Annotated in this window: 16 protein-coding genes; 13 read left to right on the top strand and 3 right to left on the bottom strand. The window is 64.0% G+C overall.

Annotated elements, in window-relative coordinates; all coding sequences use genetic code 11:
• Window positions 1-186 precede the first annotated feature (186 nt).
• The 11 genes from ACSVIE_RS04840 to ACSVIE_RS04790 all read left to right on the top strand — a co-directional run bounded on the left by ACSVIE_RS04840 (window position 187) and on the right by ACSVIE_RS04790 (window position 10,636).
• Window positions 187-1,083 (top strand): shikimate dehydrogenase, encoded by an 897-nt coding sequence (locus tag ACSVIE_RS04840; protein ID WP_442423178.1) that lies wholly within the window; start codon window positions 187-189, stop codon window positions 1,081-1,083.
• Complete coding sequence (locus tag ACSVIE_RS04835) at window positions 1,083-2,954, top strand: bifunctional sugar phosphate isomerase/epimerase/4-hydroxyphenylpyruvate dioxygenase family protein (protein WP_442423177.1); 1,872 nt, start codon at window positions 1,083-1,085, stop codon at window positions 2,952-2,954. Before ACSVIE_RS04840 ends, ACSVIE_RS04835 begins: the two co-directional genes overlap by 1 nt.
• A gap of 41 nt (window positions 2,955-2,995) precedes the next feature.
• Window positions 2,996-3,865, top strand: a complete 870-nt coding sequence (pcaH, locus tag ACSVIE_RS04830) for a protocatechuate 3,4-dioxygenase subunit beta (RefSeq protein WP_442423176.1) — start codon at window positions 2,996-2,998, stop codon at window positions 3,863-3,865.
• A 4-nt stretch (window positions 3,866-3,869) separates the two neighbouring features.
• Window positions 3,870-4,460, top strand: a complete 591-nt coding sequence (gene pcaG, locus ACSVIE_RS04825) for a protocatechuate 3,4-dioxygenase subunit alpha (protein WP_442423175.1) — start codon at window positions 3,870-3,872, stop codon at window positions 4,458-4,460.
• Entirely contained in the window at window positions 4,457-5,875 is a 1,419-nt protein-coding gene (locus tag ACSVIE_RS04820) for a class-II fumarase/aspartase family protein (protein WP_442423174.1), read from the top strand. The genes pcaG and ACSVIE_RS04820 overlap by 4 nt, the downstream gene beginning before the upstream one ends.
• Entirely contained in the window at window positions 5,868-6,671 is an 804-nt protein-coding gene (locus ACSVIE_RS04815) for an alpha/beta fold hydrolase (protein ID WP_442423173.1), read from the top strand. The genes ACSVIE_RS04820 and ACSVIE_RS04815 overlap by 8 nt, the downstream gene beginning before the upstream one ends.
• Window positions 6,668-7,135: a 4-carboxymuconolactone decarboxylase gene (gene pcaC, locus ACSVIE_RS04810; RefSeq protein ID WP_442423172.1), complete on the top strand. Its 468-nt coding sequence runs from the start codon at window positions 6,668-6,670 to the stop codon at window positions 7,133-7,135. The genes ACSVIE_RS04815 and pcaC overlap by 4 nt, the downstream gene beginning before the upstream one ends.
• Before the next feature lie 80 nt (window positions 7,136-7,215).
• The gene (locus ACSVIE_RS04805; protein WP_442423171.1) at window positions 7,216-8,433 is read left to right on the top strand and encodes a thiolase family protein; all 1,218 of its coding nucleotides are present in this window, start codon (window positions 7,216-7,218) and stop codon (window positions 8,431-8,433) included.
• A 5-nt stretch (window positions 8,434-8,438) separates the two neighbouring features.
• Complete coding sequence (locus ACSVIE_RS04800) at window positions 8,439-9,143, top strand: 3-oxoacid CoA-transferase subunit A (protein WP_442423170.1); 705 nt, start codon at window positions 8,439-8,441, stop codon at window positions 9,141-9,143.
• Window positions 9,144-9,145: 2 nt separating this feature from the next.
• Entirely contained in the window at window positions 9,146-9,814 is a 669-nt protein-coding gene (locus ACSVIE_RS04795) for a 3-oxoacid CoA-transferase subunit B (protein ID WP_442423169.1), read from the top strand.
• Between the two features lie 24 nt (window positions 9,815-9,838).
• Complete coding sequence (locus ACSVIE_RS04790; protein ID WP_442423168.1) at window positions 9,839-10,636, top strand: IclR family transcriptional regulator domain-containing protein; 798 nt, start codon at window positions 9,839-9,841, stop codon at window positions 10,634-10,636.
• Window positions 10,637-10,679: 43 nt separating this feature from the next.
• On the opposite strand, the gene ACSVIE_RS04785 is transcribed toward ACSVIE_RS04790, so the two are convergent.
• From ACSVIE_RS04785 to ACSVIE_RS04775, 3 genes are all read right to left on the bottom strand, one after another.
• Window positions 10,680-12,509 carry an FG-GAP repeat domain-containing protein gene (locus ACSVIE_RS04785; RefSeq protein ID WP_442423167.1) on the bottom strand — a complete coding sequence of 610 codons (1,830 nt, stop codon included), beginning with the start codon at window positions 12,507-12,509 and terminating at the stop codon, window positions 10,680-10,682.
• 152 nt (window positions 12,510-12,661) lie between these two features.
• Window positions 12,662-13,006, bottom strand: coding sequence for an iron chaperone (locus ACSVIE_RS04780; RefSeq protein ID WP_426004829.1), 345 nt, complete (start codon window positions 13,004-13,006; stop codon window positions 12,662-12,664).
• A 40-nt stretch (window positions 13,007-13,046) separates the two neighbouring features.
• Window positions 13,047-13,445, bottom strand: a complete 399-nt coding sequence (locus ACSVIE_RS04775; protein WP_216927234.1) for a RidA family protein — start codon at window positions 13,443-13,445, stop codon at window positions 13,047-13,049.
• Between the two features lie 137 nt (window positions 13,446-13,582).
• Between ACSVIE_RS04775 and ACSVIE_RS04770 the strand changes: the two genes are divergently transcribed.
• Both ACSVIE_RS04770 and ACSVIE_RS04765 read left to right on the top strand, forming a co-directional pair.
• Window positions 13,583-14,413 carry a fumarylacetoacetate hydrolase family protein gene (locus ACSVIE_RS04770; protein WP_442423166.1) on the top strand — a complete coding sequence of 277 codons (831 nt, stop codon included), beginning with the start codon at window positions 13,583-13,585 and terminating at the stop codon, window positions 14,411-14,413.
• A 29-nt stretch (window positions 14,414-14,442) separates the two neighbouring features.
• Entirely contained in the window at window positions 14,443-14,925 is a 483-nt protein-coding gene (locus ACSVIE_RS04765; RefSeq protein WP_144660639.1) for a cupin domain-containing protein, read from the top strand.

The following is a 14,925-nucleotide window of genomic DNA, read 5'->3' as shown; positions in this document are numbered from 1 at the left end:
CGTTTTGACCGCGCTAAACGCGCTTAAGTGCGACCTAGTTGGGGCGAGGGGGAGCTGCAGGGGAAAGATGTTCGCGATAAGAACAAGCGTGCGGAATATGAACAACTGTAGTAATCTGAATCATACGTTCGGTCCGAACAGCGTTGAACGCTTCGGGCAGGCCGTGAAAGTAAAAGGAGCTTGAGGATGAGCAACCGAGCCGAATCCGTTCTGGTGGGCCTGATTGGCGAAGGCGTGATGCCCTCGCTGACTCCGCCCATGCATGAACGCGAGGCCGATGTGCAGGGCCTTCGCTTGCTGTACCGCCCCATCGACCTGCTGGAGCTCGCGCTGCCGGCCACCGCCGTCGGGGATCTCCTGACAGCAGCCCAGCGGATGGGCTTCAACGGCCTCAACATCACTCATCCGTGCAAGCAGTTGGTGCTGGGGCACCTTGACGAAATTTCCGACGACGCCGCTCGCCTGGGTGCCGTAAATACGGTCCTGATCCAGGACGGCCGGTTCGTCGGCCACAACACGGACTTCTCCGGCTTCGGCGCGGCACTCAGCAATGGACTCCCGAAGGCCAAGCTCGACCATGTAATCCAACTGGGTGCCGGAGGTGCCGGATCCGCCGTCGCCTATGCCCTGCTCAAGGCCGGCGCCAAGCACCTTGACCTTGTGGACATGGACGCAAGCCGTGCCGCCGAACGCGCTGCCGAACTCGGCGAACTTTTCCCGGCCGCAAGCATCACCCCGCGCAGCACCTCTGAGCTGAGCCAGATTATGGCCCTCGCCGACGGCCTGGTGCACTGCACCCCCGTTGGGATGGCCGCCCACCCCGGCCTGCCCCTGGACATCGACCTCCTGGAACCGCGGCACTGGGTGGCGGACATCGTCTACCGCCCCATTGAAACTCAACTGGTCCGCGAGGCGCGCGCCAAGGGTTGTGACGTGCTCGACGGCGGTCGCATGGCAGTTGGTCAGGCGGCGGACGCGTTCAAGATCTTCACTGGCAGGGACGCTGACCGCGACCGCATGCGTGAACACTTCCTGGACCTCATCGCCGCCGAAGAATCCGCACTCGTGAAGGCGGCCCACTGATGCGCACGGGAATCGCCACGGTCTGCCTGTCCGGGACGCTCAAGGAGAAGATGCAGGCCTGCGCCATCGCCGGGTTCGACGGCATCGAGATCTTCGAGCAGGACCTCGTCACCTCCTCGCTCAGCCCGGAAGACGTTCGCAAGATGGCGGCGGACCTGGGTCTCGGCCTTGATCTGTACCAGCCGTTCCGCGATTTCGACGGCGTCACACCGGACCTGCTGAAAGCCAACCTCAAGCGCGCGGAAGCCAAGTTCAAGCTCATGGCCCGCCTGGGCATGGACACCATCCTGGTCTGCTCCAACGTGGCCACAGCGACCATTGACGATGACCAATTGCGGGCAGAACAGCTCAGCGAACTCGCCGGACTGGCGGGCGACCACGGCGTCAAGGTCGCCTACGAAGCCTTGGCCTGGGGCAAGTACGTCAACGACTACGAGCACGCCTACCGCCTGGTGGAGATGGTGGACCACCCCAACCTGGGCACGTGCCTGGACTCGTTCCACATCCTCTCCCGCGACTGGGACACGGCGCCGATCGAGGATATCAACGCGGAGAAGATCTTCTTCGTTCAGGTAGCCGACGCCCCCAAGCTGAGCATGGACGTGCTGTCCTGGAGCCGCCACTACCGGGTTTTCCCCGGGGAGGGCCAGTTCGAGCTCGCCAAGTTCATGGGACATGTGGTCCGCGCAGGCTACACGGGCCCGGTTTCCTTGGAGGTCTTCAATGATGTGTTCCGCCAATCGGACGTGGAGCGGACAGCCGTGGATGCCATGCGTTCGCTCATCTGGCTGGAAGAACAGAGCGCCAAGTGGCTGGCCAGCAGCCCGGCGTCCGGCTCGGCAGGAGCCCAACAGAACTCCCGCCGTCGTTATCCCATGGAACTGGCCACCCTGCCCAAGGTGAACGAGCCCGCCGGGTTCAACTTCGCCGAGGTCAAGGCTGACGACACTGCGCAGCTGGAGAAGCTCCTGGGCCAGCTCGGCTTCGAGTTCGAAGGCCGGCACCGGACCAAGGACGTGCAGTTGTGGACCATGGGCCAGGCCCGGGTCATCATCAACGAGCAGGCGGCCTCCCATACGGAACCGGCTATTGCCGCATTGGGGTTCGACGTCGACTCTCCGGTCATTGCCTCCGCTCGCGCCCAGCAACTCAAGGCACCAGTGGTCGCCCGCAAGGTTCAGGCGGACGAGGAGGTGTTCCAGGGCATCTCTGCTCCGGACTCCACCGAGATCTTCCTGTGCCAGGGCAACCCGGACGGAACAGCAGCATGGACGCAGGAGTTCGGCGAGGGGCTGGAGCACCCGCGTGCACGGCAAAGCGCCGTGATTGATCACGTGAACCTGGCCCAGCCATGGCAGCACTTCGACGAAGCCGTCCTCTTCTACACCAGCGCCCTCGCCCTGGAACCGCAACCGTTCGCCGAGGTGCCCAGTCCCAGCGGCCTGGTCCGCTCGCAGGTCATGGAGACCAGCAATGGTGCGGTGCGGCTGGTGCTGAACCTCGCCCCTGCGCAGCAGGCCGAAAAGGCACGCAAAACGTATCAGGAACACATCGCCTTCGCCGTCGACGACCTCGTGGCAACAGCCCGGTCGGCGCGGGACCGCGGCCTTGAGTTCCTGCAGATTCCGGCCAACTACTACGAGGACCTGGATGCGCGGTTCGATCTTGAATCCGGATTCCTGGACACGCTCCAGGAACTCAACCTCCTGTATGACCGGGACGCCAACGGCGAATTCCTCCACTTCTACACCGCCACGGTTGGCAGCGTGTTCTTTGAAATGGTGGAGCGCCGCGGCAACTACAACGGCTACGGAGCCCCGAACGCCCCAGTTCGCCACGCCGTCCAATACGACTCACTCCACCGGGCGTAGCTGCCCGGACCCGACAAAGAATCCATAGAAAGGAGCCGGCTGTGCCGCAAGACAACACCGCACAAGCCCTCGAATCGGAGGAACTGGTGCCGCCAGCTGAGCCACACGCCGCGCATGAGTCCAAGAAGGTGGAAACGCAGGCGGACCTCAGTGCCGAGATCAAGGCGATCGGCGACCGCTATGCCGAGGCACTGAAGAACGGCAAGGCACCGGAAACCATGCCGCGCCTGGACTACGCGCCGTACCGCAGTTCCATCCTGCGCCACCCCACCAAGAACCTGCACCACGCAGATCCGGAGACCATCGAGCTGTACTCGCCGGCGTTCGGCCACCAGGACGTGCACGCGCTGGAGTCGGACCTGACCATCCAGCACAACGGCGAGCCGCAGGGTGAACGCATCATCGTCTCCGGCCGGGTCCTCGACGGTGACGGCCGCCCGGTTGCCGGGCAGCTCGTGGAAATCTGGCAGGCCAACGCCGCCGGACGCTACATCCACAAGCGCGACCAGCACCCCGCCCCGCTCGACCCGAACTTCACCGGCGTCGGACGTTGCATCACGGGTGCCGACGGCTCCTACTCCTTCACCACCATCAAGCCCGGTGCGTACCCGTGGAAGAACCACCTCAACGCCTGGCGCCCGGCCCACATCCACTTCTCCATGTTCGGTTCGGAGTTCACCCAGCGGATCGTCACCCAGATGTACTTCCCGGGTGACCAGCTCTTCCCGTTGGACCCGATCTACCAGTCGATCGTGGACCAGGACGCCCGTGACCGCCTGGTTGCGCAGTACGACCACGAGCTGACCAGCCCCGAATGGGCCCTCGGCTACAAGTGGGACATCATCCTGACCGGTTCCAAGCGGACCTGGACCGAGAACGAAGCATACGGCGACGCCGGGGACGAGGAGTAAGCACATGAGCAAGCTGACGCCCACACCGGGCCAGACCGTCGGACCCTTCTACGGCTACGCCCTTCCCTTTAACAAGGACAACGAACTGCTGGCACCGGGCAGCCCCGGCAGCATTCGCCTCCAGGGCACGGTGTACGACGGCGCGGGCAACACCATTCCCGACGCAATTCTGGAAATCTGGCAGCCGGATTCCGACGGCAACATCGTCCAGCGCACCGGCTCACTGGTCCGCGATGGCTACACCTTCACCGGCTGGGGCCGCGGTTCCGTCGGCAACTCCGGCGTGTACACCTTCACGACGGTCAACCCGGGGCCGCTTAAACCCGGAGCGGCGCCGTTCATCTCCGTGGCAGTCTTCGCCCGTGGCCTCATGAACCGCCTCTTCACCCGCGTCTACCTGCCGGAAAACGAGGAAGCGCTGGCGAACGATCCGCTGCTGAGCTCCCTCGACCCCGAGCGCCGCAAGACGCTCATCGCACGCCGTGACCCCGACGGTGGACTCACGTGGGACATCCGCCTGCAGGGTGGCGACGAGACCGTGTTCCTGGACTTCCAGCAGGACGGTTCGCTGGATCTGGCCTCGGACCAGTCATGACCGACGGCGACTTCGGCCTCCTCAGCCCCGTCACTACCTCGCCTGCGGTGACGGCGTTGACGGGCGACCGTGCCGTGATCGCGGCCATCCTCGACGTCGAAGCCGCTTGGGCGGCTGTCCTTGAGGAAGCCGGGCTCGCACCCGAAGGTTCGGCAGCTGTGGTGGCCGAAGCCGCCGACCCCGGTCACTACGACCTCGCCGTCATCGCCGAACGCGCCCAAGGCGGCGCCAACCCGGTAATCCCGCTGCTTGGTGAACTCCGCGCCCATGTGCGCAGCCTGGATGCAAACGGGGTCGGCGCCGGGAAAGCCGTCCACACCTCCCTCACCAGCCAGGACGTGCTGGACTCGGCACTCATGCTGCTGGCCAGCCGCACCGTTTCGGCGTTGCTCACTGAAGTGAAGAGCACGACGACGGCGCTCGCCACCTTGGCGGAACAGCATGCGGACACGCTGTGCGTGGGCAGGAGCCTGACGCAGCATGCCCTTCCTTACACGTTCGGGCTTAAGGTGGCGCAGTGGTTCCAAGGGGTGGCTGCGGCTGCGTCGCGGTTGGCTTCGCAGGAGTTGCCGGTGCAGTTTGGCGGTGCCAGTGGAACGTTGGCATCCGGGTCCAAACTGACCGCCGGTTCCGGCTCCACGCCGTTCGCACTGGCGGATTCCTTGGCTTCGAAGCTCGGCCTGGCCGCAGTTCCGGCACCCTGGCACACCAACCGTTTGGCCGTCACGTCCCTCGGGGATTCCCTGGCTTCCCTGCTGGATGCCTTTGGCAAGATCGCCGTGGACCTGGTGTTCCTGAGCCGCCCGGAAGTGGGCGAACTCGGCGAACCCCTGGCTGCCGGGCGTGGGGTGTCGTCCGCCATGCCCCAGAAACAGAACCCTGTGCTGTCCGTGCTGATCCGCAGTGCGGCCCTCCAAGCTCCGGGTCTTGGTTCCCAGCTCCACATGGCCGCTGCGAGCTTCAACGACGAGCGGCCGGACGGTGCCTGGCACACGGAATGGCCGGCGCTGCGTCGGCTCCTCGCGCTGGCGCTCGGTGCCGCACTTCACCTTCGGGAACTCGTTGAAGGTGTCCGGGTATTCCCCGAGGCCATGCGCAGGAACCTGGAGATCTCGGGGCCGTTGCTCCTCAGCGAAGGTGTGGCGGCCGCCGTCGCACCTCTCCTCGGCGAGGACGGGAAGCAAAAGCTGCAGGCCGTCGTCGACGAAACACTGGCAGTGCCGGGACCCGAGCAGGCGGACACCTACCGGAAGCTCCTCCGCGAGGCAGTCCCCTCGGACAAGCTGACCGACGCAGAGCTCGAAGCCTTGCTGGATCCCGCGAGTTACCTCGGTGAGGCCCGGGAAATCAGCCGCCGCATCCTCGCCGCCTACGCGGACTTCACCGCTTCAACGAACGGAGCCTCTGATGACTAAGCCAACCGTCAAGGCCGTGCTGCTCTCACCGCAGCGCGAGCTCGGCGCCAAACCGCTGCTGGTGGTGGGTCCCTCGCTGGGCACGTCCACTGTTCTCTGGTCCGAAACCGCCGCCTTGCTCGGCGACGAGTACGACGTCATCGGCTGGGACCTCCCCGGCCACGGCATCTCGCCGGCCGCCACGGAAGGTTTCGATGTCCCGGAACTGGCGGACGCCGTCGTCGATCTTGTGGAATCTGTTGCGCCGGGCGCGAGGTTCCATTACGCGGGCGTCTCGCTGGGCGGGGCCACGGGCCTGCAGCTTGGCATCAAGCACGGCGACCGCCTCCGCAGCCTGTCCGTGCAGTGCTCCGGCGCCAAGCTCGGCACGCCGGAAGGTTGGCTGGAGCGCGCGGAAACCGTGCGAAAACTAGGCACTCCGGTGATGATCCAGGGCTCGGCAGAGCGGTGGTTCGCCAAGGGGTTCATGGACCGCCAGCCGGACATCAGCAGCCGGCTCCTGCACGCCCTTCGCGACGCGGACCGCTTCGGCTATTCGTTCTGCTGCGAAGCCCTTGCTGCGTTTGATGTCCGCGAGCAGCTCGGCAGCATCACGGTTCCCACCCAAGCGATTGCCGGCGTCGAAGACACAGTGGCGCCGCCGCCGTTCGCCGAGGCGGTGGTGGCCGGCGTGAGCGCCGGTGGCACGTTCGCTGTGGCGGAAGCGCTCGACGGCGTGGGCCACCTCGCGCCCGCCGAGGCGCCTGCCGTCGTAGCTGGTTTGATGCGGAACTTCATGAAGGAGAACGGACTGTGAGCACTGTTAACCCGGAGCGGAGCGGCGACGCTTCCCGCTATGGCGCCGTCCAGCCCGAGGCTACCGGACAGGACATCTACGACGCCGGCATGGTGGTGCGGCGCGAAGTGCTCGGCGACGCGCATGTGGACCGGGCGAACGCCGGCATCGACTCCTTCACCGAGGACTATCAGGACATGATCACCAGGATCGCCTGGGGTGGGATCTGGACACGGCCGGGGCTGAGCAGGCAGATGCGTTCCGCGGTCACCCTCACGGCGCTGGTGGCGCACGGTCACTGGGAGGAGCTGGCCATGCACGTCCGGGCCGCCCTCAACAATGGCCTGAGCAGGGACGAGATCAAGGAAATCCTGCTCCAGACCGCGATCTATTGCAGCGTGCCGTCGGCCAACTCGGCGTTCAAGACGGCCCAAAAAGTCTTCGCTGAGATCGACGCTGCATCCACCCCCAACTCACCCAACTAGGTCGCAGTTAAGCGCGTTTAGACCCCTCAAAACGCGCACAAATGCGACTCAGTTGGGTATCAAGAAACGAAGGAAATCCTATGAACCAGGCTTTTGTGTACGACGCAGTGCGCACGCCCTTTGGCAAGTTCGGGTCCGGTCTTGCTGCTGTCCGACCGGATGATTTGGCTGCGCATGTGGTCCGGGAGTCGGTTAAGCGTGCGCCTGGGCTGGACGTTGAGCGGATCGACGAAGTGGTGTTCGGCAACGCGAACGGCGCCGGCGAGGAAAACCGCAACGTTGCCCGCATGGCCACGCTGCTGGCCGACCTGCCCGTCTCGATTCCGGGGACCACGGTGAACCGCCTTTGTGGTTCGTCGTTGGATGCGGCGATCATCGCATCTCGGCAAATCAACGCCGGAGATGCTGATGTGGTGCTGGTTGGCGGGGCCGAGTCGATGTCGCGTGCGCCGTGGGTGCTGCCGAAGACGTCCAAGCCCTACCCGGCCGGTGACATGACTCTGGCGTCGACCACTCTGGGTTGGCGTTTGGTGAACCCGGCCATGAATGAGGACTGGACCATTTCCCTGGGCGAGGCCACCGAGCGCTTGCGCGAGAAGTACGGGATCACCCGTGAGCGGCAAGACGCCTTTGCGGCGGATTCGCACAACCTGGCCGACGCTGCGTGGAACGAAGGCTTCTACGATTCTTTGGTCACGGCGGTTCCGGGGACGGACCTGGTCCGTGATGAAGGAATCCGTGCGGGATCTTCGGCGGAGAAGCTTGCCGGGTTGAAGACGGTGTTCCGTCCCGAAGGTTCAGGGCCCGACGGCGGCACGGTCACCGCCGGGAATGCCTCGCCGTTGTCCGACGGTGCTTCGGCTGCGTGGATCGGGTCGGAGGCTGCTGCTGGGATTCTGGGGTTGGAGCCGTTGGCCCGCATTGCAGGCCGTGGCGCGCACGGCAACGATCCCCAGTTCTTCGGGTTTGCCCCGGTGGAGGCCGCCAACAAGGCCCTCGCGAAGGCGGGCATCGGCTGGGACCAAGTTGGCGCCGTCGAACTTAATGAAGCGTTCGCCGCGCAGTCGCTGGCATGCATTGATGCGTGGGGAATCGACCCCTCGATCGTGAACCGCCACGGCGGTGCGATCGCGATGGGCCACCCGTTGGGAGCCTCCGGTACCCGGATCCTTGGCACGCTGGCCCGTTCGCTGCAGGCCTCCGGCCAGCGCTGGGGTGTGGCTGCGATCTGCATCGGCGTTGGGCAGGGCCTGGCCGTGGTGCTGGAAAACGTAACCTCTGGCGTTGAAGGAGCGTAAGGGCGATGTTGAATTTCATTGACACTGTTGGCGAGGCCGTTGCCGGGATCAAGGACGGTTCCACGGTGATGATCGGCGGTTTCGGCAATGCCGGGCAGCCGTTCGAGCTGATCGATGCGCTGATGGATTGCGGCGCGAAGGACCTGACCGTGGTGAACAACAACGCCGGCCAGGGTGACCAGGGCCTGGCGTTGCTGATCAAGGAAGGTCGGGTCAGGAAGATGATCTGTTCCTTCCCGCGGCAGTCCGATTCCTGGCACTTCGACGCCAAGTACCACGCGGGGGAGATCGAACTGGAACTGGTCCCGCAGGGAAACCTGGCCGAACGCATCCGTGCTGCCGGTGCCGGTATCGGTGGGTTCTTCACTCCCACGGGCTATGGAACTACGCTGGCCGAGGGCAAGGAAACCCGGTTCCTCGACGGGAAATGGCAGGTCTTCGAGACGCCGATCCACGCCGACGTTGCCCTGATCAAGGCACTCAAGGCCGATGGTAAGGGCAACCTCGTGTACCGCAAGACCGCCCGGAACTTCGGGCCAATCATGGCCGCCGCGGCGAAACACACCATTGTGCAGGTTTCCGAGATCGTGCCCACGGGTTCGCTGGATCCGGAGAACGTGGTGACACCGGGAATTTACGTGAATTCGGTGGTCCGGGTTGGCGCTGTTTCTGAAGCAGCTGCTGGTTCTTCGAACGGAAAGGTGGCCTGAGCATGGGCACGCAGACAAGCATCCAGACCTCGGAGAAGCCGCTGGGCCGCGATGAACTGGCCCAGTTGGTGGCCCGCGATATCGCCCCGGGCTCGTTCGTGAACCTGGGCATTGGCCAGCCGACGCTGGTTTCGAACTACCTCACCGAAGACCAGAACATCACCCTCCACACGGAGAACGGGATGCTCGGTATGGGGCCGGCAGCTGAAGGGGATGCCGTTGACGGAGACCTGATCAACGCCGGCAAGATCCCCGTCACCGAACTGCCCGGAGCGTCCTACTTCCACCACGCCGACTCGTTCGCGATCATGCGCGGCGGGCACCTGGACATCTGCGTCCTCGGTGCCTTCCAAGTCTCCGCCACCGGTGACCTCGCGAACTGGCACACCGGCGCACCCGACGCGATTCCCGCCGTCGGGGGCGCCATGGACCTGGCCACCGGCGCCAAGGACGTGTTCGTGATGATGACCCTGCTGACCCGTGACGGCGCATCCAAGCTGGTCGAGGCATGCACCTACCCGTTGACCGGCGTCGGCTGCGTCACCCGCGTGTACACCGACAAAGCCGTGTTCCTCACCGGACCCGAAGGCGTCACCGTCCGTGAAACGTTCGGCTGCACCTTCGAGGAAATCCAGGAACTCGTCTCGCTGCCTTTGAAGGCCGGGGCCTAGCTCTCCAAACTAGGATTGGTAACCATGAGCGAATCCGCAACGACCCCGCAGGCCAGCGACCAGTACGTACAGTCGTTGGCGCGGGGTCTTGCGGTGATCCGGGCGTTCGACGCGAACAACCCGGTCATGACGCTCAGCGAAGTCGCTGCCCGCACGGATCTGACGCGGGCCACGGCCAGGCGATTCCTGCACACCCTCGCGGAGCTTGGCTACGTCCGGACCGAAGGCAAAACGTTCGCGCTCACGGCCAAGGTGCTGCAGCTGGGATATTCGTACCTTTCAGCGCTGTCTTTGCCGCAACTCGCCCAGCCGCACCTGGAGGAACTGAGCCTGAAGCTGGGGGAGTCCACTTCGGCCGCAGTCCTGGACGGGCAGGACATCTTCTACGTAGCCAGGGTAGCCACCAAGCGCATCATGAATGTGGGCATCACCGTGGGCACCCGGTTCCCCGCGTACGCCACCTCCATGGGCAGGGTCCTCCTTGCTGGCCTGCCGCCGGCCAAGCTGGATGCCTACTTGGAGAGCGCCGAACTCAAGCCCCTCACTCCGCGAACCGTCGCCAGCGCGCACGAGTTGCGGGCCGCCGTCGAGCGTGTCCGGAAGCAAGGCTGGTGCCTGCTGGACCAGGAGCTGGAACTCGGCCTGATGTCCATAGCGGCGCCGGTTCACAACCGCAATAACGGCGATACCGTCGCGGCGATCAACGTGTCCCTTCAGGCGCAAGCGGTCGCCGCGCAGCCGGAGGACTACCTGGATTCTGTGCGGGAGGCGGTTGTGGCCACTGCGGATGCGATCTCGCAGGACGTCTCCGCCAAGCACTGACCCAAGGCCGAACAAGAACCTGGGCCAGCGCCAAGCCCTACTGCTAGAACAGTGCGGTGTATGTGCCCCACCCAGGTGACAGATTCTTCCGTGGCTTCCAGCTTCCGGAGTTGAACGGGTAGATCAACAGATCGCCGCGTTGGTCCACTGCGTACAGATCATTCCAGCCATCGAAGTCAGAGTCTCCGGCACTGCCAATGAATTTCATTGACGACCAGCCAGTCCCAATGATCCGAGAGCCGAACCAGCCGCTTCCTCCATTGGATGAGTAGAGATGCAATTGACCGTTCTTATCCCGAGCCAAGACATCCGGATGCGAATCACCGTCGAAGTCTCCGGGGGAAAAGACTTTGTCGAAGACATTCCAGCCTTGTCCGACCTGACGTGGTGAAAGCCATCCGCCGCGGCCGTTCCCCGGGTAGAGAATCAGTTTTCCTGAAGCGTCCTTTGCCAGGATATCCATTCGCTTATCGCCATCGAAGTCTCCGGGGGCGATGAGTTCGGTCATGCCTTGCCAGCCCCACCCGACCACACTGGCCGTCAACCAGCCCCCGTTGCCATCCCCGGGATAGAGCCACAGTTCTCCGTTGGATTTACGCGCCAGGACGTCAGGAAGGCTGTCTCCGTTGAAGTCACCCGGCGTGATCAAGAGGTTGAAGGCTCCCCACCCCCAGCCGATATAGGGCTGGGACTCATGCCTGTACTTGGAGATCGTGTAGTGCTGGATGAGGTCGCCCCAACTTGTCCGCGCGATTAGGTTGTTCGTTGAGCCCCCGCCGAAGTTCCGCTTTGGGGTGGGGTTCGAGACCGCGGGAGAGACGTTCAATTCGGGGTAATCCATGGTTGGGGCGCCTATCAGGCCGACGAGCCTGCCGTTATGGCGGATCAATGCCACCGCACGAATGCTGCGCCCGGCGTCCGACGCCTGGATGGTGTACGTGGAGCCGGAACCGATGCGTTCATGTGCTTCGTTGTACCAGTCGAACGTGATAGTCGGCTTAGCCGCCGCGGGGAGACCAAAGACGGTTGATGGGTCGAGGCTCGCCTTCAAAGTTTCGCCGAACCAAGGGTTTCCCGTGACCTTCGGGACAGGTGCACCGGCTGGAGTGAATTGGGCCGTGGAGAGGGTCACCGGCCTGTAGCCGGGTTTCAAGGTTGTGTACCTGACGAGGAGCGATTTCCCCGGAAACCCGTAGGCCACTACCGGGCCAGGGTCGTCTGTCCATCCGCCCTGCAACCATCCGCCGATGAACGGTTCCACATAGAACTTCGGGACGGGCTCGGACCATTGTCCGGGGTCCCTCACGACGTCGACTGCGCCAACCGTGCTCATGTCGTAGGTTTCCATGACTTCGACCGTGGGCGGTGACAGGTTGGTTAGTGTTTTCAGCGGCCGCGCCGGATTGTCCACGGTGAAGTCCACGTTCTGTATCCGGGAATCCCCGCCGCCGTCACGGGGATAGACAGCACCTGTGTCCCTGGAGAAGTAGGTTTGCATAGTCGCCGTTGTTCCGTCGGGCTTCTCCCATAGGTAGGAGACGATCACGAATTTGAGCCGCTGATTGCCGGCGTAGTAGGTGCTGTCAACTGCAGCGGTGGCAACGGCCGTGAAGGGTCCTGTTGTCCCGGAGCCCTCCCACACCACTGACCGCAGCTCTGCCAGCGAGTCATCTTGGTACTGAAATTCGACCTTCTGCGCCGGCAATGTGAGGCTGAAAGTGACTTTCGCGGTATCGCCCGTTTTCAGCACATTAGTAGCCGAAGACCATTTCGCGGACACCAGATCCGGTCGCGGTGGGTTGGCGGTGCCCACTGCCAGAGCTGGCGTCGCCGGTGCGGTAAGCGCCGACGCCAGCGCAATGCCAAGGACCATTGCAATCGTTCTTAGCGCCCTCGGAAGCGAGGATGCGGGCGTGTTTGAGTGGCGACGCAAGAGTTCCCCCAAGTTGTACGTCTCGAAGTCGGCGAGATGAGCCGATCCGTTTGAGGATACAGCCACTTTGGCCTACCTCAGAAGGCCCCGCCCTACTTCCGGATCGCCGCCAGCCGGGTCTCCAAGATCCGGCGCACCAACGAGTCGGGCACCGGATTCTCCGATGAAAACCGCAGCGTCCCCGGCGACCACGAGTACCCGCCCAGCTCCTCGGACATCTCCGGCAGGATCTGCCCGCTGAACGGGTACAACGCCAGGTGCTTCTTGGTCTCCTGAACGCTGACGAAGCCCTTGCCGTCAACGAGCAGTGCCGGCATTCCGTAGCTGGTGCCTTCCTCAACATCCGGCGCCAACTCCCGGGCAATCTCCACAATCCGCTCCAAGACAGGACGGTTGGTGGCGCTGACGTTCTCCAGGTATTCCGTCACGGTTCCCATGGGCCAATGCTGCCCCACGCTCCGAGGGAAGGCCAGTAACTCAGCGCTCCGGAATCACCGCAATTCCCTGGATCTCGATCATGGCTTCCTTCTGCCACAGCCGCGTGACTCCGATGCCCGCCATGGCCGGGTACTGCGAGCCGGCCATCTCGCGCCAGATGCGCCCGATTTCGCGGCCGTTGGCCATGTAATCGTCCACGTCGGTGAGGTAGATGGTCACGTTGACCAGATCCTCGGGTTGGCCGCCGGCTTCGCGCAGCGTGGTGAGGACATTGGAAAACGCCTGTGTGAACTGCTCCACTATCCCGCCGGGCACGATGTTCATGTTTTTATCCAGCGCTGTCTGCCCGCCCAGGAACACGGTATTTCCGGCGAGCATGCCGTGGGCAAATCCGGACGGCTTGGGCAGCGATTCCGGGTTGATGGTCTTGTGGCTCATGGTGGTCCTCCTCGGTTGTGGCAGTTGCGAAAACTTTTGAAAAGCCCCTATGCAGATCATTCCCGCCCTGCTACGTTGAGCATATGTGACGATCGTAAAAAAGTCGACACATCGAATATCTCGAAGGGAACCCAGCGATGAAACTAGCCACCCTGCGCGTTTCGGGCGGACGTACGACGGCGGCACTCGCCACGGGCGAGGGCACTTACCGAACGCTTCCGGCCAGTGATGTGGGCGCACTCCTGGCCCAGGACAATTGGCGGTCCGTGGTGGAAGCAGCCGACGGAGAAACCATCAGCAACCCTGACTTCGCTCCGTTGCTCCCCAATGCCGGCAAGGTGATCTGCTGTGGCCTGAACTACGGTGACCACATTCAGGAGATGGGCCGGGATCTCCCCGAATACCCAACACTGTTCGCCAAGTACGCGGACACGTTGGTCGGCGCGAACGATCCTGTAGAAGTCCACGGGAGTGGGCGCGTCGACTGGGAAGCCGAGCTGGCCGTCGTCGTGGGTTCCGAGCTGTACCAAGCGGACGAGGACCAGGCGCGCGAGGCAATAGCCGGCTACACCGTTGCCAACGACGTCTCCATGCGCGACTGGCAAAACCGGACGCTGCAGTGGTTCCAGGGCAAGGCCTGGGACCGGACCACTCCGGTAGGCCCGGTGCTGGTCACCGCGGACGAGGCCGGGGAACACTTCCAGGTCAAGGGCTACGTCAACGGCGAGCTCGTCCAGAACGGAAACACCTGCACGCTCGTGTTCGGACCGGCGCAACTGCTGTCCTACATCTCGCAGTTCACCGTTCTTCGTCCGGGCGACCTCGTCCTCACGGGGACGCCCGGGGGAGTGGGCATGGGCATGACCCCGCCGCGCTTCCTGCAGGACGGCGACACGCTGGTCACCGAAATCGACGGGATCGGCCGGTTGGAAAACCGCTTCGCGATCCACGCACCCGTCCACGCCTAAGAACACAGCCCAAACAAGAGGAGAAACCCATGAGCCAGGCCACCACCGAATACCGCCTCGAAGGCGACAACTCCATCTACGCCCAGCCGGACGGCAAGGTAGTCCCTGTCGTCACCCGTGCCGGCGCAGAGGACACCAACACGGCCCAGTCCGGCGACTGCATCCGCGTCTCCGGCGTCAGCATCCAGCACACCCCGGCAACCAAGATTTGGTTCGGCCAGGTCTCAAACACTCCCGGCTACCGCTCGCTGCCGCACCACCACGGCGAAGCGGAAACCGGCGGCTACGTTCTCCGCGGCCACGGCCGGATCTACTTCGGTGAGAACTACTCCGAGTTCATCGACATGAAGGCCGGCGACTGGGTATTCGTGCCGCCGTTCATGCCGCACGTCGAGGCGAACATGTCTGTCACCGAGGAACTTGTCTGGCTGACCGCCCGCACGCCGGAGAACCTCGTGGTCAACCTCGAGGACGTCCCTGACGAGACCCTCGCCGACTACCGCCGGGCATAG

The sequence above is a fragment of the Paenarthrobacter sp. NCHU4564 genome, assembly GCF_052156435.1.
Taxonomy (GTDB): Bacteria; Actinomycetota; Actinomycetes; order Actinomycetales; family Micrococcaceae; genus Arthrobacter.
Note: the sequence above shows the minus strand (reverse complement) of the source record. Positions and strands in the feature narration are given on the sequence as shown.